This is a genomic window from Mycobacteriales bacterium, assembly GCA_030697205.1.
GTDB lineage: Bacteria > Actinomycetota > Actinomycetes > Mycobacteriales > SCTD01 > JAUYQP01.
Window position 1 is genome coordinate 31,950 of the sequence record JAUYQP010000014.1, and the last position, 18,911, is coordinate 50,860.

Consider the following 18,911-nt stretch of genomic DNA (forward strand, 5'->3'; position numbering starts at 1 on the left):
GGGAGGAGGGGGCTACCAGCGGGAGCGGACGGTGAGCGGGCCGCTGGTGAACGGGTGCTCGTCACGGAAGCCCAGGCTCGAGTAGAGCGCCCGCCCGCCGGTGTTGTCGGCGTACATCCCGAGGGTCACCACGTCGCAGCCCTCGTCGAGCAGGTCCCGGGTCAGCCACGCGGTCACCGCCGCGCCGAGGCCCTGGCCGCGGGCGGACGGCGCGACCGCGATGCCCGACAGGTGCCCGACGCCGGTCGCGCCGGAGGTGTCCGCGGCGCAGGCGAGCAGCCCGGACGCGCCGAGGACCCCGACCCAGCGGCGGGCGTCACCGGCGCGCGGGTCCACCGACGCGGCAGGGTTCGCGACCGCGAGGAAGTCCGCCAGCAGGTCGACGTCGGTGACCTCGACGACCCGCTCCTCGCCGGCGCGGACCGCAGGCGCGACGTCGGTCCAGCGGAAGTCCCAGTCGGTGCCCTGCAGCTCGACCCAGGCGGGCAGCAGCGCGGCGGTCCCGCGGGGCAGCGTCACCCGCTGCTTGGTCCGCAGCTCGGGCGCGAGGTCCCCGACGAGCTGGGCGACCGCGAGCGGTGAGCCGAGCGCCGACAGGTAGGACACCCGCTCCTCCGCGTCGGTGCCGAGCCAGGCCACCGCCCCCTCGCCGAGCCAGCCCGTCACGAGGTCGCGGCGCAGGGTCCCGCGCGCAAAGGGGTCGTGCCCGGTCGCGACGAGCACCTCCGCCGCCGAGCCGAGCACCGTGACCGCCACACCTCGACCCTACGGCCGGGCAGGAAAGCGGTAGAACAGGGTCGAACTACCTCAACTCCGACCCTGACCCGTGCCGAAGGAGCAAGACGTGGGAGTACGACGCAAGGCCGCTGCCGGGGTGGCGCTCGCCCTGGGCGTGACGCTCGTGCCCGCCGCGGAGGCCAAGGTCGTCGCCTCGCCGGAGAACCGCTTCGCGGTGCTCGTCGGCATCACCGACTACCGGTCGCCCACCAAGGACACCGTGGGTGGGGTCGGTGACGTCGAGACCGTCCGCAAGGTGCTGCTCAACCGCGGCTGGCGCAACGACCGGATCATGGTCCTCACCGACGAGCAGGCCACCGGCGCCCGCATCCGCTCGGGGATGCAGTGGCTCGTCGACAACTCCCGCGCCGGCCAGACGTTCTCCTTCTTCCACTACTCCGGCCACGTGAAGCAGAACGACGGCCACGAGCGGCTCTGGCCGATCGACCGCGAGTTCATCGCCGACACCACCGTGGCGAGCACGCTGGGCAAGATCCGCGGGTCGTCGTGGGTCAACATCAGCGGCTGCGAGGCAGGCGGCTTCGCGGAGAGCCTGCCCGATTCCGACACGTTGTTCACCGCCTCGAGCGGTCGCTACGAGAAGTCCTACGAGCACCCCGACTGGAAGAAGTCGATCTGGAGCGGGCTGGTCTTCGACGCCGGCATCCACAAGGGCAAGGCCGACGCCGACGGCGACAAGAAGGTCAGCGTGCAGGAGGCGGTGCAGTACGCCGCCCCGATCGCCAAGCAGATGACCGCCGCGCAGCGCCCCTACGGCCGTCAGACCCCGGTCGTGCTCGGCGACAAGCGCTCGCTCAACCTGGCCGCACCCCGCGTCTGAGGTCCACGTCTAGGGTCGTGGCGTGACCGAGTCCCTCTTCGACGCCGCCGAGCGCGCGGCCGAGGAGCGGGTCGCGCCGCTGGCGGTCCGGATGCGGCCGCGCACCCTCGACGAGGTCGTCGGCCAGCAGCACCTGCTCGGCCCCGGTCAGCCGCTGCGTCGGCTGGTCGAGGGCGACGCGCCGCTGTCGGTCGTGCTGTGGGGTCCGCCCGGCACCGGCAAGACCACGATGGCGCTGCTCATCGCGACCCAGACCAAGCGCCGCTTCCGGGAGCTGTCCGCGGTGACGGCGGGCGTCAAGGACGTCCGGCAGGTCGTCGAGGAGGCCAAGCGGGCGCTCGGCGAGACCGGCGCGCAGACCGTGCTGTTCGTCGACGAGGTGCACCGCTTCTCCAAGACCCAGCAGGACGCGCTGCTGCCGAGCGTCGAGAACCGCTGGGTCACCCTCGTCGCCGCCACCACCGAGAACCCCTTCTTCTCCGTCATCAGCCCGCTGCTGTCACGGTCCCTGCTGCTGACCCTCGAACCGCTCACCGACGACGACGTGCGCGCGGTCGTCCGCCGCGCCGTCACCGACCCGCGCGGTCTCCCAGGGGTCACCCTCGAGCCCGACGCGGAGGACTTCCTGGTCCGCCTCGCCGGCGGTGACGCCCGCCGTGCCCTCACCGCGCTGGAGGCGGCCGCCGTCGAGCCGGTGCTGACGCTGGAGGTCCTCGAGCGGGCCGTCGACCGGGCCGCCGTCCGCTACGACCGCGACGGCGACCAGCACTACGACGTCATCAGCGGCTTCATCAAGTCGATCCGCGGCTCCGACGTCGACGCCGCGCTGCACTACCTCGCCCGGATGCTCGAGGCGGGGGAGGACCCGCGCTTCATCGCGCGCCGCCTCGTCGTGCACGCCAGCGAGGACATCGGCATGGCCGACCCGTCCGCGCTGCAGGTCGCGGTCGCCGCCGCGCAGGCGCTGGAGCTCATCGGGCTGCCCGAGGCGCGCATCAACCTCGCGCAGGCCGTCATCCACCTCTCGCTCGCCCCGAAGTCCAACGCCGTGATCGCGGCCGTCGACAGCGCCGTCGCCGACGTGCGCGCCGGCCTCACGGGCACGGTCCCGCCGTACCTGCGTGATGCCCACTACCCGGGGGCGAGCACGCTCGGCCACTCGGGCTACCGATACCCTCACGACTTCCCGGGACGGGTCGTCGCGCAGCAGTACGCGCCCGACCCGGTCGTCGGGCGGGAGTACTACTCGCCTGGCGGTCTGGGGGTCGAGCGCGTCGTCTCCGAGCGGCTCGCCGGGCTGCGCGAGGTCCTGCGCGGAGACCGGCGGGTGGTCCCGGAGGACGTCGCGACCGGCTTCCGTCCCCGCTGCAACCCCGCACCACCCCGTCCCGAGGAGCTCGGGCAAGACAAGGAGCAGTAAGTGGTCAGCGTCGGCGACGTCGTCGGGCTCGTGTTCGCGATCTTCTTCGCGATCCTCGTGCTCGTCCTGTGCTTCCTGCTCGTGCGCCTCACGCGCGTCATCGACGAGACCCGCAAGCTGGTCGAGGGCATCACCGACAAGACGGTGCCGCTGCTCGGTGAGGTGACGACCTCGGTGACCCACGTCAACGAGGAGCTCGTCCGCGTCGACGCGATCACGGCCAACGTCCAGTCGATCACCGCCAATGCGTCGTCGTTGACCTCGCTGTTCGCCGCGACCCTCGGCAGCCCCGTCGTCAAGGTCGCCGCCTTCTCCTACGGCGTGCGCCGGGCCGCGGCCAAGCGCTCGCACGCCGACGTCGAAAAGCAGGTGCGGGCGCAGCTGAAGAGCGAGAAGACTGCAGCCAAGGCGCCCGCGGTGCCGGCCGCTGCGAAGAAGGCGAAGAAGAAGTGACCCGCAGGCTGTTCTACGTCGCGCTCGGCGCGACCGTGGGCGTCCTCGTCGTGCGCAAGGCGCAGGAGGCGGCGGCCAAGCTCACGCCGGCCGGGATGGCCGGCGGGCTGACCGGCGCGATCGGGGGGCTCGGCGACGCGATCCGCGACTTCGGCGCGGAGGTCCGCGCGGGCATGGCCGAGCGCGAGGACGACCTGCGCAGCCAGCTCGGCCTCGACGGCACCAACGACCTGATCGACTCCTGACGATGCGCTCCGACGAGATCCGCTCCCGCTTCCTCGGCCACTTCGAGGGTCGCGGGCACTCCGTCGTGCCGTCGGCCAGCCTCATCGCCGACGACCCGACGCTGCTGCTGGTCAACGCCGGCATGGTGCCGTTCAAGCCCTACTTCCTCGGCGAGCAGCCCGCCCCGTGGCCGCGCGCCGCGTCGGTGCAGAAGTGCGTGCGCACCCTCGACATCGACGAGGTCGGCAAGACGACCCGCCACGGCTCGTTCTTCCAGATGGCCGGCAACTTCAGCTTCGGCGACTACTTCAAGGCCGGCGCGATCGAGCTGGCCTGGGAGCTGATGACCAAGAGCCAGTCCGACGGGGGCTACGGCCTCGAGGAGGACAAGCTCTGGATCACCGTCTACCTCGACGACGACGAGGCCTACGACCTGTGGCGCGGCATCGGCGTCTCCGAGAGCCGCATCCAGCGCCTCGGCAAGAGCGAGAACTTCTGGTCGATGGGCGTCCCCGGGCCGTGCGGGCCCTGCTCGGAGCTCAACTACGACAGAGGAGAGGCGTACGGCGAAGCGGGCGGGCCGGCGGTCAACGGCGAGCGCTACCTCGAGCTCTGGAACCTCGTCTTCATGCAGTACGAGCGCGGGCCGGGCACGGGCAAGGACGACTACCCGATCCTCGGTGACCTCCCGAGCCAGAACATCGACACCGGCATGGGCATGGAGCGGATGGCCGCCGTGCTGCAGGGCGTCGACAACCTCTACGAGATCGACACCTCGATGGCGATCCTCACCCAGGCGGCGGCGCTGACGGGGGCGCGCTACGGCGCGGACCACGCCTCCGACGTACGCCTGCGGGTCGTCACCGACCACGTCCGCACCGCGCTGATGCTCGTCGGCGACGGCGTGACCCCCGGCAACGAGGGCCGCGGCTACGTCCTGCGGCGCATCGTGCGCCGGGCGGTCCGTGCGATGCGCCTGCTGGGCGCCGGCGAGCCGGTGATCCGCGAGCTGACCGAGTCCGCGATCGGTGCGATGGGGCCGCAGTACCCCGAGCTCGTCACCGACTCCTCGCGGATCCACACCGTGATGGCCGCGGAGGAGGCGTCGTTCCTCGAGACGCTGTCCAAGGGCGCGACCATCTTCGACGCGGCCGTCCCGGCGGCCCGTGCGTCGGGGGGCGTCCTCGCGGGGGCGGCGGCCTTCCAGCTGCACGACACCTACGGCTTCCCGATCGACCTCACGCTGGAGATGGCAGAGGAGCAGGGGCTGTCGGTCGACGAGGAGGGCTTCCGGGCCCTCATGCTCAAGCAGCGGACCCGGGCCAAGGAGGACTCCCGCCGCAAGAAGGTGCACGCCGACGTCTCGGCGTACCGCTCCCTGCTCGACCTCGCGGGCGCGTCGGAGTTCACCGGCTACACCTCGGTGTCGTCGGAGGCGACGGTGCGCGGGCTGCTCGTCGACGGTGAGGTCGCGTCTGCGGCCCGCGAGGGTGACGACGTCGAGCTGGTGCTGGACCGCACCCCCTTCTACGCCGAGGGCGGTGGGCAGAAGGCCGACCAGGGCCGGATCGTGCTCGCCGACGGCACCGTGCTCGAGGTCGGCGACGTGCAGCGCTCGCTGCCGGACCTCGTCGTGCACCGCGCCCGCGTCGTGTCCGGTGCGGTCGAGGTCGGGGCCTCGGTCCTGGCCGAGGTCGACATCGAGCGGCGCCGCGCGATCTCGCGCGCCCACACCGCGACCCACCTGGTCCACCAGGCGCTGCGCGCGGCCCTGGGGGAGCAGGCCACCCAGGCCGGATCCGAGAACAACCCCGGCCGCTTCCGCTTCGACTTCGCCTCGCCCGGCGCGGTCCCGGCCTCTGCGCTGCGCGACGTCGAGCAGGAGATCAACGAGATCGCGCTGGCCGACCTCGAGGTGCGCGCGTTCGTCACCACGCAGGAGGAGGCGCGCCGGATCGGGGCCATGGCGCTGTTCGGCGAGAAGTACGGCGACCAGGTGCGGGTCGTCGAGGTCGGTGACTACGCGCGCGAGCTGTGCGGTGGCACCCATGCGGCGCGCTCCGGTCAGCTCGGCGTCGTGAAGCTGCTCTCGGAGGCCTCGATCGGCTCCGGTGTGCGGCGTGTCGAGGGCCTCGTCGGGCTCGACGCCTACTCCTTCCTCGCCCGCGAGCAGGCACTGGTGTCGCAGCTCGCCGGGCTGCTGAAGGTCCCGTCCGACGAGCTGCCCGACCGGGTCGCCGGCCTGCTCGAGAAGGTCCGCGACGCCGAGAAGGAGCTGGGCGCGCTGCGTGCCGGTCAGGTGCTGCAGCGGTCCGGTGAGTTCGCTGCGGGCGCCGTGGACCTCGGCGGCGTGCGCTTCGCGGGCATCGTCGCGCCCGACGGCACCCCCGGTGACCTGGTCCGGTCCTTGGCGCTCGACGTCCGCGGCCGCCTCGACGGTCCGTCCGCGGTGCTCGTGGCCGCCGGAGGGGAGCGGGTCACGCTGGTCGCCGCGGTCAGCCCGGAGGCGATCGCCCGGGGTGTGACCGCGGGTGCGCTGCTGCGGGCCGCGGCCGAGGCCGTCGACGGCAAGGGTGGCGGCAAGGACGACGTCGCGCAGGGCGGCGGCACCAAGCCGGCCGGCATCCCCGACGCGCTCGTCCGCGCCGAGGCCCACCTCCGCGCGTCACTCACCTGACGCCCGCCCCGCGCCCTGACTGCGCCCGGACATGTTCCGCCCCGCCCGTTTCTCGCGACGATCTTCGCCCTGTTGCGATTCGCTGAGCGTGACCTGCCGCAAGGAGACGAAGATCATCGCGCTAGGGGAGCCGGGGGTGGGGTCGTGACCACCACACGGCCGGGAGTGGTCCTGGCGGTCGACGTCGGCACCGTCCGCGTGGGCGTCGCCGCCTCCGACCCCGACCGGCTGCTCGCGTCACCGGTCGAGACCGTCGCGGCTCCCGGCCTCGCCCGGGTCGCCGAGCTCGTGGCCGAGCGCGCCGCGGTGGTCGTCGTCGTGGGCCTGCCCACCAGCCTGTCGGGCCGCTCGGAGTCCGCGAGCGCCGACATGGCCCGCGACTACGCCGCGCAGCTCGCCCCGCTGGTCGCACCCGTGCCCGTCGAGCTGGTCGACGAGCGCCTCACCACCGTCACGGCCACCGCCGCCCTGCGCGCGTCAGGCAAGAAGGGCAAGGCCGCCCGCGCCGTCGTCGACCAGGCCGCGGCGGTCGCGCTGCTGCAGGGCTACCTCGACCGACGGCCCACCCCCTGACAGACACAGCAGCGTCGGCGGGCCGCCATGTCCGCGCGGGCGTTCCCGACGTAGGCTCGCCGATGTGACCGATCTGCTCGACCTGCGCGAGGACCGCCCCGGCCCGCGGCCCAGCAAGCGCCTCCCGAAGCCGGTCGGGCTGCTCGTCGTGGCGGTGGTGCTGCTCGCGATCGTCGGCGGCGTCGTGCTCGGTGGCAAGGCGCTGGTCGGGAGCTTCCGCAGCAACCCCGACTTCGAGGGCTCGGGCAGCGGTCAGGTCGTCGTGCAGATCCGCGACGGCGACACTGCTCGCGCCATCGCCGCGACCCTGCTCGACAAGGGCGTCGTGAAGAGCATCGGCGCCTTCACAGAGGTCGCGGCCGACGACACCCGCAGCCGCGGCCTGCAGCCCGGCTTCTATCAGCTCCGCGAGATGATGAGCGCCGAGGCCGCGCTCACGCTGCTGCTCGACCCCGCGGCACGTCTGCGCGGGCGGGTCACGATCCCCGAGGGCACCTCGGTCGAGGGGGCGCTCGAGCTCATCGCGAAGAACACTGAGGTCCCGCTGGCCGACCTCAAGGCCGCCGCGGGCAACCCCGGCGCGCTCGGGCTGCCCGCCTACGCCAAGGGCCGGCTCGAGGGCTTCCTCTTCCCCGCCACCTACGACGTCGAGCCCGGCACCAGCGCAGTCGAGGTCCTGCAGACGATGGTCCAGCGCTACGACGTGGAGGCCGAGACGGTCGACCTCGTCGCGGGCGCCCAGGCACTGGGTCTGACGCCGTACGACGTGCTTGTCGTCGCGAGCCTCATCGAGCGCGAGTCGCGCATCGACGACGAGCTGCCCCAGGTCGCGCGCGTCATCTACAACCGGCTCGAGCAGAAGATCCCGCTCGGCATCGACGCGGCGGTGCTCTACGGCCTCGGCCGACGCGCCGGCGGGCTCACCCAGAGCGACCTGCGCAAGGACACGCCCTACAACACCCGCATCAAGCAGGGCCTGCCGCCGACCCCGATCGCCAACCCCGGCACCGCCGCGCTGCTCGCCGCGCTCGCCCCCTCCGACGGCGACATCCTCTACTACGTCCTCGCCGACAAGGACGGTCGTCACCTCTTCACAGCGGACTACGACGAGTTCCTGCGGCAGAAGGCGAAGTCCCAGCGCGAGGGCATCTTCTAGGTGCGGGCCGCCGTCCTCGGCTCGCCGATCGCCCACTCGCTCTCACCTGCGCTGCACCGCGCGGCTTACCTCGCGCTCGGTCTGGACTGGACGTACGACGCCGTCGAGTGCACGTCCGGTGAGCTGGCCGCGTTGCTGTCCGGACTCGGTCCCGAGTGGGCGGGCCTGTCCCTGACGATGCCGCTCAAGCAAGCGGTCCTGCCGTTGCTCGACACCGTCACCGACCTGGCCCGCGACGTCGCCGCCGCCAACACGGTGCTGGTGCGCGACGGGGTGCGGCACGGCGACAACACCGACGTGCACGGGATCGTGGCCGCGCTGCGCGAGGCGGGGGTGGCTGCCGTCGGCCGGGCGATCGTGCTGGGCGGGGGAGCGACGGCCCGGTCGGCGTTGGCGGCGCTGCGCGAGCTCGGCTGCGACGACATCGGGCTGGTGGTCCGCTCGGAGCCGGTGGAGACCCTCGCGGCGGGGGAGCGGTTGGGGTTGTCACCGCGCGTGGTCGGGCCGGAGATGATCACCAAGGCGGACCTCGTGATCAGCACCCTGCCCGTCGGCGCGGGCGATGCGCTGCGCGAGCACGTCGTCGGCGTACCCGCCCTGCTCGACGTCGTCTACGCGCCCTGGCCCACCGCGCTCGCCACCGCCTGCGGGGGAGTGGTCGTGGGGGGAGCGGCGATGCTGCTGCACCAGGCTGCCCGCCAGGTCGAGCTCATGACCGGCCGCCCCGCCCCACTCGAGGCCATGCGCGCGGCCCTGGCCTGAAGCATCCCGGCTCGTGGTCCGAACTGCGTCCAGTCCCGCCCTCACGCATGACGGCCACGGGGGCTCATGCGCGGACCGCCACCTGAGCCCGCGGAGGTGGAAGCAGTTCGGATCCGAGCACGGGCGACGACCCGCTCGTCCGGCAGGGTGACGTGAGGCTCGCGCACCCCACTGCGGGCCCGCCCGTGGGGACAGCGCCGTGACCGGCGCTCAAGCCCGTGACCGTCGGTGACGATGGAGTCCTATCGGACGGTCAGGGCCTGACCGTCCCCGAAGGGAGCCCCCGCATGTCCGACCTGCACTCCGGAAGCCGCTCGGACCGACTCGACAGGGCGATCCACGGGCTGCTCGCGCAGACCCCGGAGATCGAGGCCGCCGCGGTGGTGTCCTTCGACGGGCTCCCCATGGCCTCGGCACTGCCCCCGTCGATGGACGAGGACCGCGTCGCCGCGATGAGCGCCGCGCTGCTCTCGCTCGGTGAGCGCGCTGCCCAGGGCCTCGGCCGCGGTGAGCTGTCCCAGGTCTACATCGAGGGCGACTCCGGCACCGTCTTCCTCATCTCCGCCGACGACGAGGCTGTCCTCGTCGCCGTGGCCGCCCAGGGCGCCAAGGTCGGGATGATGCTCTACGAGGTGAAGCGCTGCGCCGCGGCCGTCGCCGAGGTCCTCCGCGAGGAGGGCACCCAGGCGGAGGAGCCCGAAGTCGCCGCCGTCCCGGCCCAGCCCGAGCCGGTCCTTGCGGCCGTCCCGGACTACTCCGCTCCTCCCGCGCAGGCCGACGCCGCGGCCGGCTGGTCGTCGTACGCCCCGTCCGGGTCTGTCCTGCCCGGCGAGACCTCGGCCTGGTCCTAGCTCGAACCCACCCCCCTGACCTGACGGGATCGACGTGAGACTCGAGGGAACGCTCGACGCGTTCAGCCTCCCCGACATCTTCCAGCTGCTGAGCTACACGAAGAAGACGGGGACGCTGCACCTGCGCCGCGACAGCGCGCACGGGGTCGTCCACCTGCGCGACGGTGCCGTCACCGGCGCCCGCTCCGACGTGGCGCGACAGGCCCTCGGCCGCCGTGTCGTGGGCGCCGGCCTGGTCGACGACGAGAGCCTGGAGAAGGCCGTCGAGGTCGTCTCCGGCGACCCCGCGACCGGCCTCGCCAAGGCGCTGCTCGACCTCGGCGCGATCGACGGCGAGCTGCTGCGCGGCCTTGCGGCCGAGCACGCCACCGACTCCGTGTTCGACCTACTTCGCTGGCCCGACGGCGAGTTCGCCTTCGTCGTCGACGAGACCGACCCCGATGACCTCGGAGCCGCCCTGTCGGTCGAGGACGTCGTCACCGAGGGTCGTCGCCGCCTCGAGACCTGGCCCGAGCTCACCGTCGCGGTGCCCTCTCCCGACGCGGTCGTGTCCGTCGTCCCGTCTCCCACCGGTGACCCGGCGCTCGCCCGCGACGAGTGGTCGCTGGTGGCCCTCGTCGACGGTCGACGCAGCGTCGCCGACCTCGTCGTGCTCTCGGGCAAGGGGGAGTACGCCGTCGTCAGCGCGCTCGCCGGTCTGGCCGCGCGCGGGCTCGTGTCCCTGACCGGTGGCGACGACGCCGTCCTGCGGCGCCAGGCCCTGCTCGCCCAGCTCGAGGGCCTCCCGGCGCCGGTCGCTGCGGCGCCCCCGCAGCCCCCTGCCGTCATCGAGGCTCCCGTCCAGCGCAAGCCGGTCATCCCGGAGCGCCCCGAGCCCTTCACGCCCGCCCGGCAGCCCGAGCACGTCGAGGAGGTCCCGGCGTACGTCCGCTCCGCTCCCGAGCCGGTCCACGCCAGCGTGTCGACCCCGCCGCCCTCTGCTCCCGCCGCTACCGTCACCCAGACGGTCGGCTCGACGGCCCTTGCCCCCGAGGCCGCCCCGTCGCACCTCATCGAGCGGGATCCCAGCGTCAACAAGAGCCTGCTGCTCCGTCTCATCGCAGGCGTGAGGGGGTTGTAGGTGAGCAGCCGCACTCCGGGCCGCCGCAAGCACGGCGGCACCGCGGTCAAGATCGTCGTCACCGGGCCGTTCTCGGCCGGCAAGACGACCCTGATCCGCACCATCAGCGAGATCACGGTCCTGTCGACCGAGAAGGACATCACCGACAACACCCGGTCCCGCAAGGCCGAGACGACCGTCGCGATGGACTTCGGCCGCATCACGATCGACCGCGACCTGGTCCTCTACCTGTTCGGTACGCCCGGTCAGGACCGCTTCGACTTCATGTGGGAGATCCTCGGCGAGGGCATGCTCGGCTACGTCCTGCTCGTGGACGCGACCCGGCCCGACAGCATCGAGGAAGCCGTCGGCATCCTCGCGGCCTTCCGCAAGATGGCCCGCGTGCCCTTCGTCGTCGGCCTCAACCGCGCCGCCGGCCTCGACCCCTCCGACGAGGCCCGCGTCCGCGCCGCCCTCGCGCTCGGTGACGAGGTCCCGGTCGTCCCCTGCGACGCCACCGACCGCGAGTCGGTCAAGGCCGTCCTGCTCGCGCTGCTCTACTCCGTCGTGGACCAGCTCGACGCCGCCGAGCCCGCCCGCGCCTGATGCTCTCGCTCTTCCGACGTCGCAAGGGCCGCCACCAGCTCGGTGCCGCCGTGACGTCGATCCCGGCCCTGGCCCCTGCGGTCCCAGCCCCGGTTCACCCGCGTACGCCGGAACCCGCGCCCGCACCCGCGGCCTCTGGGATGACCGGCTCCTTGCCTTCGCCCCCGCCCCCGCCCGTGGTCGCGCCGGCGCCGGTGGCCGTGGCCGTCCCGCCGCCGGTCGCGGTCGGGCGGGTGGTCGCGGCCGTCGCCGCGCCGCAGCTCGGGCCGCGCGTGGAGCTCGGCTTCCGCGACGGCTCCCGTGCCTCTCTCGACCCGTCGTCGGAGCAGGCCAGGGCTCTGGAGGACATCGCGGCGGTCCTCACCCGCAAGGACTGACGCGGCCGACTGCTCCGAACGGGTCAAGGACGACGGGGGTCGGGCCGAAGGAGTCAGTGTGATCGACGCCCCTCCTGCGCCCACGGTGGTCGATGCCGTGCCGCGTCCTCGTCCGGCCGCACGAGAGCGGCTCGGCGACGCTGCTGTCGGTGCCGTGCTTGCCTACTGGGCCACCTACCTGACGTGGGGGACCGGCGGCCGCGAGCCGCACCGACTCTCCTACCTCGCAGCGCTCGTCCTCGTCGCGTTCGCGGTCGTCCAGCCTTGGCGCTCGGTGAGCCCACGCCTGTTGCTGTGGGCCAACGCGCTGGGTCTCGCGGCGGGCCTGGTGGTCCTCACCGCTCCGACAGGGCTCGAGGGCCGGGACGAGGCCGCGTCCTACGCGATCGTCGGCCAGCTCGTCGTGCTCGTCGCGGCATGGGCGAAGGACCCGATCCGTCGCCTCGCGGTCGTGGCAGCAGTGCTCGTCTTCGGCATCTTGCAGCTCTCGATGGGCTGGCTCGCCTGGTGGGGCGGCGCGGATCCGAGCAACCCGTTCATCGGCACCTTCTACTGGCACAACCAGGCAGGCATTGCCCTCGCAGCAGCTGCGGTCGCCGCGTACGGCTGCTTGCTGCTGCTCGACGGACCGCTGCGGACGCTGTCCTGGGTCGTGGCGCCCCTTGCCGCTGCGGGGACGGTCGTGAGCACCAGCCGAGCGTCGATGGGCGGCCTGGTCCTGGGCCTCGTGGTCGTGCTCGCTCTCGGGGCGTGGCAGCGCGCTTGGCGTGCGTCTGCTCGCGTGTTGGTCGCCGCCGCGGCAGGGTGGGTGACCTCACTGGTCCTCGTCTCTCCGGTCTTCTTCGCCTCGGCTGACGGGGGCGGCGTGTCGCCGCTCGCCGGGACATCCGCTCGTGGCGCAGCCGAGCCCCTGTCGGGCAACACCGACGCCCGGCTCTACTCCTGGGACCTGGCGGTCGACGTTTTCCGCGAGTGGCCGCTGACGGGCGCGGGCTTCCACGGCTTCAAGAGCGCGAGCAGCCAGCTGGTGGGCGAGCCCCAGCAGTTCGCCCACTCCCACAACGGCTTCCTTCAGGCGGCCGCTGACGGCGGCCTCGCCCTCGCGCTGCCGGTGTGGATCGGTGCGCTCGCTTTCGCGTGGATCGTCCTTCGCCGCGTGGTTCGTGAGGGCAGAGCGCTCGAGCCGGCGCTCTTGGTCGCGCTTCCCGTGCTCGGTCTTCTCGTGCTCCATGCGGGCATGGACTTCGACTGGAGCTACCCCGCGCTCGCCTGCGCCACCGGCCTCGTCGCGGCGATCTTCCTGACCGCACCGAGTGTCGACGAGTCGACGCACTCCCGTCGCGCGGGTGCTGCTGTGGCACTTACCCTGCTCGTGCTGGCCGCGGTCGGCGCCTGGGGCGGCGGACTGGACCTCAACGCCACGGTCGGAGGCGGCGCGTGAAGCAGCTCGGCGACATCCTGCTCGAGGGCGGCCACGTCACCCCGGAGCAGCTCGCGGACGCCGTCGAGGAGCAACGCCGGCTCGGTCGCAGCCTCGGCCGTGTGCTCGTCGACCTCGGGGTGCTCACCGAGGGCCAGCTCGTGGGCGCGCTCGCGACCCAGATCGGGCTGAAGTTCGTCGACCTCTCCGACTACCCCGTGGACGGGTCCGCGGTGAGCAGGGTCCCGGACTCGGTCTGCCGGCGCCACAACGCACTGCCGATCGGCTACGAGGACGGCAAGCTCGTCGTCGCGATGGCCGACCCGGCCAACGTCTTCGCGATGGACGACATTCGGTCGATGACCGGCATGGAGGTCAAGCCGGTCGTCGCGACCAAGCCCGACGTCCTCGCTGCGATCAACCGCTACCACCGCGGTGACGCCGAGATGGACGACCTCACGATGGCCCTCGATGCGGGCCAGGACGACGAGGACGACCTCACCAAGGTCAAGGAGATCGTCGAAGACGCTCCCATCGTCAAGTTCGTCAACCTGCTGATCACCCAGGCGATCCAGGACCGGGCGTCGGACATCCACATCGAGCCCACCGAGCGCGACCTGCGCGTGCGGTTCCGCATCGACGGCGTACTCCACGAGATCATGCGCTCGCCGAAGACCATCACCTCCGGTGTGACGTCCCGCCTGAAGATCATGGCGGACATCAACATCGCCGAGCGGCGCATCCCGCAGGACGGCAGGTTGTCGGTCAACGCCAACGGCAAGAAGATCGACCTGCGTGTTGCCACGCTCCCGACGGTGTGGGGCGAGAAGGTCGTCATGCGCATCCTGGACAACACGACGGCCATGATGAAGCTGTCGGACCTCGGCTTCGGCGACGAGAACTACGAGGTCTACTCGAAGAGCTTCGTCAAGCCCTACGGGATGATCCTCGTGACCGGCCCGACGGGTTCCGGCAAGTCGACGACGCTCTACGCGACGCTCAACATCGTCAGCAAGCCCGAGGTCAACGTCATCACCGTCGAGGACCCGGTCGAGTACCGCATCCCGGGCATCAACCAGGTGCAGGCCAACCCCAAGGCGGGCCTGACCTTCGCCGCGGCGCTGCGCTCGATCCTGCGCTCCGACCCCGACATCGTGCTCCTCGGTGAGATCCGCGACCGGGAGACGGCGCACATCGCGATCGAGGCTGCGCTCACCGGCCACCTGGTCCTGTCGACCCTGCACACCAACGACGCGCCGTCGGCGATCGTGCGCCTCACCGAGATGGGCATCGAGCCCTTCCTCGTCGGGTCGGCGCTCGACTGCGTCCTCGCACAGCGCCTCGCCCGCAAGCTGTGCGGCAAGTGCAAGGAGGCCTACGTCCCCACCCGGGAGGCCCTTGCCGAGATGCGCTTCCCCTGGTCGCCCGACGAGCCGCCGCCGACGCTCTACCGCCCGATCGGCTGCAGTGCCTGCTCCAAGACCGGCTACAAGGGGCGACTGGCCCTGCACGAGGTCATGGCCGTCAGCGAGGAGATCGAGAAGCTCGCTGTCGAGCACGCCTCCGCGCTCACCATCTCCAAGGTCGCGCTCGAGCAGGGGATGATCACGTTGCGCAACGACGGCCTGACCAAGGTCAAGGCCGGCCACACGTCGATGGAGGAGATCCTGCGCGTCGTCGTCTGACGGGCGGGTGGGCCAAACGGCTCAAGGCACTCACCCCGAGGGCCGATGCCCGAGGGGAGACCCGGCGCCTCCGCGCCGGTACGAGAAGGGACAGCAGGTGGACCAGCACTCCCAGGCCGGCGGCATGGACGGGTTCTTCGCGTCCACGCCACCCGCCCCTTCTCCGCTCGACCCGCAGTGGCAGGCCGCCCCTCAGATGGAGGCTCACGACCCGCTGGGAGCGGCATCTTCGGGATCGGTGAGCTTCGACCTGGACGCTCCGGTCGCCGCTCCGACCGCCACGCTGTCGATGCCCCTCGCACCTGCTGCCGTTCCCCTGGTGGCCGCGCCGGCCGTCGCCGCGCCCGCACCGAGCTGGGAGCCGCCCGCGTACGTCCCGGCCCAGGCTGCGGAGGAGGTCGTCGAGTACGAGGAGGTCGAGGAGGACGAGGACCTTCCCGTTGACCGGGGCCTTGTCCGCATCGGCGCCGAGGACTCGTCCGATGACAGCGCCTTCCTGGCCGATCTTCTCGTGCACGTGATCGACGCTGGTTGCTCGGACCTCCACGTGACCGTGGGTGCGCCGCCGACTGTCCGAAAGAGCGGCTCTCTCGTCGCGGTGGAGGACTACGCGGTCCTCACGCCCCAGGTCGTGCAGAAGACCCTCTACGCGATCATGTCGCAGAAGCAGCGCGAGAAGTTCGAGTCCGAGCTCGAGCTCGACTTCGCCTACTCGCTTCCGGGACGAGCCCGCTTCCGCGTCAACGTCTACAAGCAGCGCGACGCCATGGGCGCGGCCTTCCGCCTCATCCCCTACGAGATCAAGGCGCTCGAGGACCTGGGCGTCCCGCCGTCGATCAGCAACCTCGCGATGCTTCCGCGCGGCTTCGTCCTCGTCACCGGTCCCACGGGCTCAGGGAAGTCCACGACCCTGGCGGCCGTCGTCGACCTCGCCAACCGTCAGCGCAACGACCACATCATGACCGTCGAGGACCCGATCGAGTTCCTCCACCAGCACAAGAACTGCCTCGTCAACCAGCGCGAGGTCGGCGAGGACACCTGGTCGTTCAAGAACGCGCTCAAGCACGTCCTGCGCCAGGACCCCGACATCATCCTGGTCGGCGAGATGCGTGATCTCGAGACGATCGAGATCGCCCTGACCGCGGCTGAGACCGGTCACCTCGTCATGGCAACCCTGCACACCCAGGACGCCGCGCAGACCATCGACCGCGTCATCGACGTCTTCCCGCCGTCACAGCAGCAGCAGGTCCGAGTGATGCTCTCCGGGGCGCTGCAGGGCGTCGTCTGCCAGCAGCTGGTCAAGACCGCCGACGGCAAGGGCCGCGTCGTCGCGACCGAGGTCATGATCGCTACCCCGGCGATCCGCAACCTCATCCGTGAGGGCAAGACCCACCAGATCTACTCGGCTCTGCAGGCCGGCGCGAAGCACGGCATGCAGACGATGGACAGCAGCCTCGCGACTCTCGTGCGGCAGGGCAAGATCACGTACGACGCGGCGTTGGAGAAGTGCCACCACGTCGAGGACTTCAACCGGCTCTGCGGCCGCTGAGAGGGATTGACTCATGGCAACGGCAACGTTCGAGTACAAGGTCCGCGACAAGACCGGGGCGATCAAGACCGGCAAGCTCGATGCGGAGTCGCAGGCGCAGGTCGCCAGCAAGCTCAAGGGCATGGGCTACGCCCCCGTGAGCATCACCCAGGCGAACTCCGGCATGTCGAAGGAGATCTCCTTCGGGCGCAAGAAGAAGGTCAAGCTGCGCGACCTTGCGATCTTCTCCCGTCAGTTCGCGACGATGATCAACAGCGGTCTGAGCCTGCTTCGCGCGCTCAACATCCTGTGCGAGCAGACCGAGAGCAAGGAGCTCGCCCGCGTACTCGCCGAGGTCCGCAACGAGATCGAGACCGGCAACAGCCTCTCGGCCGCTATGGCGAAGTTCCCCGACGCGTTCCCGCCGCTCATGGTCAACATGTGCAAGGCCGGTGAGGTCGGTGGCTTCCTCGACTCCGTGCTGCTGCAGATCGCCGAGAACTACGAGGCCGAGGTCAAGCTCAAGGGCAAGGTCAAGGCCGCGATGACCTATCCGGTCGTGGTCTTCGTCATGGCCATCCTCATGTGCCTGGTCATGCTCATCTTCATCGTGCCGGTCTTCGCGAAGATGTTCGAGAGCCTTGGCAGCACGCTGCCACTGCCCACCCGTGTGCTGGTGATGCTCAGCGGGGTCCTCAAGACCGGTGGGCCGATCTTCCTGCTGGGGGGCATCGGTCTGACGGTCTGGTGGGGCAAGGTCAAGCGGACCGAGCGGGCCCGCAACATCGTCGACCCGCTCAAGCTCAAGGCCCCAGTGTTCGGGCCGCTGTTCCAGAAGATCGCGCTGAGCCGCTTCACCCGCAACCTCGGCACGATGATGAAGAGCGGTGTGCCGATCCTGCAGAGCCTCGACATCGTCGCGGACACCACCGGCAACGTCGTGCTGGCCCGCGCCATCCGTGACGTCCAGGACAGCGTCCGTCAGGGTGAGTCGCTCACCAAGCCACTGATGGACCATCCGGTGTTCCCGCCCATGGTCGTGCAGATGATGGCCGTCGGCGAGGACACCGGTGCGCTCGACACCATGCTGCTCAAGATCAGTGACTTCTACGACCAGGAAGTAGAGGCGACCACTGAGTCGCTCACGGCGCTTATCGAACCCCTCATGATCGCCTTCCTGGGGACCGTGGTCGGCGGCATGATCGTGGCGCTGTACATGCCCATCTTCAAGGTCTTCGACCTGATCGAGTAGTTTGCTCGCTCGACGAGAGGCGTCGCCCGACAGGGTCGGCGCCTGTCGTCGTTTCGGCCCGAAAGTTTTTTCTTTCGGACCTCAAGGACCCCCGAAGCCGGCCCGAAGTAGTAGTTGTCATCGAGCCGCACGACCGAGCAAGGGCACACCCGCTGTGAGGCGGGGTCGCAAAGCCAGGGGACCCACCGGGTCAGCCCAGCCACCTCGGCCGGACCTCCTCCCGGAGGGCCGCGCAGGGGAACCAGCACCACGCGCGGCTCACATCCAGATCAGTCCCGGAAGGACACAGCCATGCTGGCTCGCATTCGTAAGGCCAAGGAGAACGGCGAGGGCGGCTTCACCCTCATCGAGCTCCTCGTCGTCATCATCATCATCGGCATCCTCGCCGCCATCGCCATCCCGACCTTCCTCAACCAGCGCAAGAAGGGCTGGGACGCGTCGGCAAAGTCCGCGCTCAAGAACGCCGCGACCGCGCAGGAGTCCTACTTCACGGACGCCTCGACCTACATCGACGACGACGACTTCACCGACAATGTTGGCCTGGACGCCGAGGGCTTCAACGCCACCAGCACCGTCACGCTGACCACGGTCACCGCGACTGCCGCCGCCTACTGCATGCAGGCGTTCCACACGAGCAACACGACCAACGTGTGGAAGCTCGACAGCGCCACCGGCTCCCCGGTGCTCGGCACCTGCTAGTCCAAGCAATGCACGAGCGGGGCGGCCTTCGGGTCGCCCCGCTTTTGTGTTGTCCGGGGCTAAACCCGACATGGTGTCGAGCCGATTCCTAACGCATGCGCCAGCGGGGAGAAGACGACGGATTCACGCTCATCGAGTTGCTGGTCGTCGTCATCATCATCGGGGTCCTGTCCAGCATTGCGATCCCCTCGTTTCTCAAGCAGCGCGAGAAGGGCTGGAAGTCGGCGGCTGTCAGCGACATGAAGAACGCCGCTACAGCTGTCGAGACGCTCGCCTCCGCGAACGAGGGTAGCTACCTGGTCGCGAACGGAGCCGATCAGGACTCGGCGTTCCTGCAGGACGAGGGGTTCAACCCCACGCGGTTTGTGAGCCTGGTCGTTTCGGCGACCAGCTCGAGCTACTGCATCACAGGTGTCACGACGCAGCTGCCCGACAAGACCTTCCAGTTCCGGAGCACTACGGGTGTCGTCGACATCTCGAACGGCGTCGTGCCGCCCTGCTGATGGGCCG

Annotated in this window: 19 protein-coding genes and 1 riboswitch; of the genes, 18 read left to right on the forward strand and 1 reads right to left on the reverse strand. The window is 70.9% G+C overall.

Going from position 1 to position 18,911, the window contains the following annotated elements; translation table 11 throughout:
• Positions 1–12: 12 nt before the first annotated feature.
• Positions 13–756: a GNAT family N-acetyltransferase gene (locus Q8R60_04950; GenBank protein ID MDP3711816.1), complete on the reverse strand. Its 744-nt coding sequence runs from the start codon at positions 754–756 to the stop codon at positions 13–15.
• Between the two features lie 88 nt (positions 757–844).
• Between Q8R60_04950 and Q8R60_04955 the strand changes: the two genes are divergently transcribed.
• The 18 genes from Q8R60_04955 to Q8R60_05040 all read left to right on the forward strand — a co-directional run bounded on the left by Q8R60_04955 (position 845) and on the right by Q8R60_05040 (position 18,904).
• Entirely contained in the window at positions 845–1,618 is a 774-nt protein-coding gene (locus tag Q8R60_04955; GenBank protein ID MDP3711817.1) for a caspase family protein, read from the forward strand.
• A gap of 22 nt (positions 1,619–1,640) precedes the next feature.
• Positions 1,641–3,038, forward strand: coding sequence for a replication-associated recombination protein A (locus Q8R60_04960; protein MDP3711818.1), 1,398 nt, complete (start codon positions 1,641–1,643; stop codon positions 3,036–3,038).
• Positions 3,039–3,491, forward strand: a complete 453-nt coding sequence (locus Q8R60_04965) for a DUF948 domain-containing protein (GenBank protein MDP3711819.1) — start codon at positions 3,039–3,041, stop codon at positions 3,489–3,491.
• Positions 3,488–3,736, forward strand: a complete 249-nt coding sequence (locus Q8R60_04970; protein ID MDP3711820.1) for a DUF6167 family protein — start codon at positions 3,488–3,490, stop codon at positions 3,734–3,736. Before Q8R60_04965 ends, Q8R60_04970 begins: the two co-directional genes overlap by 4 nt.
• 2 nt (positions 3,737–3,738) lie before the next feature.
• Positions 3,739–6,393, forward strand: coding sequence for an alanine--tRNA ligase (gene alaS / locus Q8R60_04975; protein ID MDP3711821.1), 2,655 nt, complete (start codon positions 3,739–3,741; stop codon positions 6,391–6,393).
• 144 nt (positions 6,394–6,537) lie between these two features.
• Complete coding sequence (ruvX, locus tag Q8R60_04980; GenBank protein ID MDP3711822.1) at positions 6,538–6,966, forward strand: Holliday junction resolvase RuvX; 429 nt, start codon at positions 6,538–6,540, stop codon at positions 6,964–6,966.
• 64 nt (positions 6,967–7,030) lie between these two features.
• Positions 7,031–8,122 carry an endolytic transglycosylase MltG gene (gene mltG, locus Q8R60_04985; GenBank protein ID MDP3711823.1) on the forward strand — a complete coding sequence of 364 codons (1,092 nt, stop codon included), beginning with the start codon at positions 7,031–7,033 and terminating at the stop codon, positions 8,120–8,122.
• A complete protein-coding gene (locus Q8R60_04990; protein ID MDP3711824.1) occupies positions 8,123–8,884 on the forward strand; it encodes a shikimate dehydrogenase in 762 nt (253 codons plus the stop codon). It begins immediately after the preceding gene.
• A gap of 287 nt (positions 8,885–9,171) precedes the next feature.
• Positions 9,172–9,735, forward strand: a complete 564-nt coding sequence (locus Q8R60_04995) for a roadblock/LC7 domain-containing protein (GenBank protein ID MDP3711825.1) — start codon at positions 9,172–9,174, stop codon at positions 9,733–9,735.
• Between the two features lie 34 nt (positions 9,736–9,769).
• The gene (locus tag Q8R60_05000; GenBank protein MDP3711826.1) at positions 9,770–10,855 is read left to right on the forward strand and encodes a DUF4388 domain-containing protein; all 1,086 of its coding nucleotides are present in this window, start codon (positions 9,770–9,772) and stop codon (positions 10,853–10,855) included.
• Positions 10,856–11,440 carry an ATP/GTP-binding protein gene (locus Q8R60_05005; protein ID MDP3711827.1) on the forward strand — a complete coding sequence of 195 codons (585 nt, stop codon included), beginning with the start codon at positions 10,856–10,858 and terminating at the stop codon, positions 11,438–11,440. It abuts the gene before it with no gap.
• Positions 11,441–11,616: 176 nt separating this feature from the next.
• Entirely contained in the window at positions 11,617–11,817 is a 201-nt protein-coding gene (locus Q8R60_05010; protein MDP3711828.1) for a hypothetical protein, read from the forward strand.
• Between the two features lie 58 nt (positions 11,818–11,875).
• Positions 11,876–13,258: an O-antigen ligase family protein gene (locus Q8R60_05015; GenBank protein MDP3711829.1), complete on the forward strand. Its 1,383-nt coding sequence runs from the start codon at positions 11,876–11,878 to the stop codon at positions 13,256–13,258.
• Complete coding sequence (locus Q8R60_05020; protein ID MDP3711830.1) at positions 13,255–14,922, forward strand: ATPase, T2SS/T4P/T4SS family; 1,668 nt, start codon at positions 13,255–13,257, stop codon at positions 14,920–14,922. Before Q8R60_05015 ends, Q8R60_05020 begins: the two co-directional genes overlap by 4 nt.
• A 97-nt stretch (positions 14,923–15,019) precedes the next feature.
• Complete coding sequence (locus Q8R60_05025) at positions 15,020–16,471, forward strand: type IV pilus twitching motility protein PilT (protein ID MDP3711831.1); 1,452 nt, start codon at positions 15,020–15,022, stop codon at positions 16,469–16,471.
• Positions 16,472–16,484: 13 nt separating this feature from the next.
• The gene (locus Q8R60_05030) at positions 16,485–17,702 is read left to right on the forward strand and encodes a type II secretion system F family protein (GenBank protein ID MDP3711832.1); all 1,218 of its coding nucleotides are present in this window, start codon (positions 16,485–16,487) and stop codon (positions 17,700–17,702) included.
• Positions 17,703–17,834: 132 nt separating this feature from the next.
• Positions 17,835–17,909: riboswitch (cyclic di-GMP riboswitch) on the forward strand.
• An 84-nt stretch (positions 17,910–17,993) separates the two neighbouring features.
• A complete protein-coding gene (locus Q8R60_05035; protein MDP3711833.1) occupies positions 17,994–18,401 on the forward strand; it encodes a prepilin-type N-terminal cleavage/methylation domain-containing protein in 408 nt (135 codons plus the stop codon).
• 95 nt (positions 18,402–18,496) lie between these two features.
• Positions 18,497–18,904, forward strand: coding sequence for a prepilin-type N-terminal cleavage/methylation domain-containing protein (locus tag Q8R60_05040; GenBank protein ID MDP3711834.1), 408 nt, complete (start codon positions 18,497–18,499; stop codon positions 18,902–18,904).
• Positions 18,905–18,911 lie beyond the last annotated feature (7 nt).

Bases quoted from the DNA above. Each gene is read 5' to 3' on its own strand.
- alaS (MDP3711821.1), top strand. From the start codon at position 3,739: ATGCGCTCCGACGAGATCCGCTCCCGCTTCCTCGGCCACTTCGAGGGT.
- Q8R60_04995 (MDP3711825.1), top strand. From the start codon at position 9,172: ATGTCCGACCTGCACTCCGGAAGCCGCTCGGACCGACTCGACAGGGCG.
- Q8R60_05030 (MDP3711832.1), top strand. From the start codon at position 16,485: ATGGCAACGGCAACGTTCGAGTACAAGGTCCGCGACAAGACCGGGGCG.
- Q8R60_05035 (MDP3711833.1), top strand. From the start codon at position 17,994: ATGCTGGCTCGCATTCGTAAGGCCAAGGAGAACGGCGAGGGCGGCTTC.
- Q8R60_05040 (MDP3711834.1), top strand. From the start codon at position 18,497: ATGCGCCAGCGGGGAGAAGACGACGGATTCACGCTCATCGAGTTGCTG.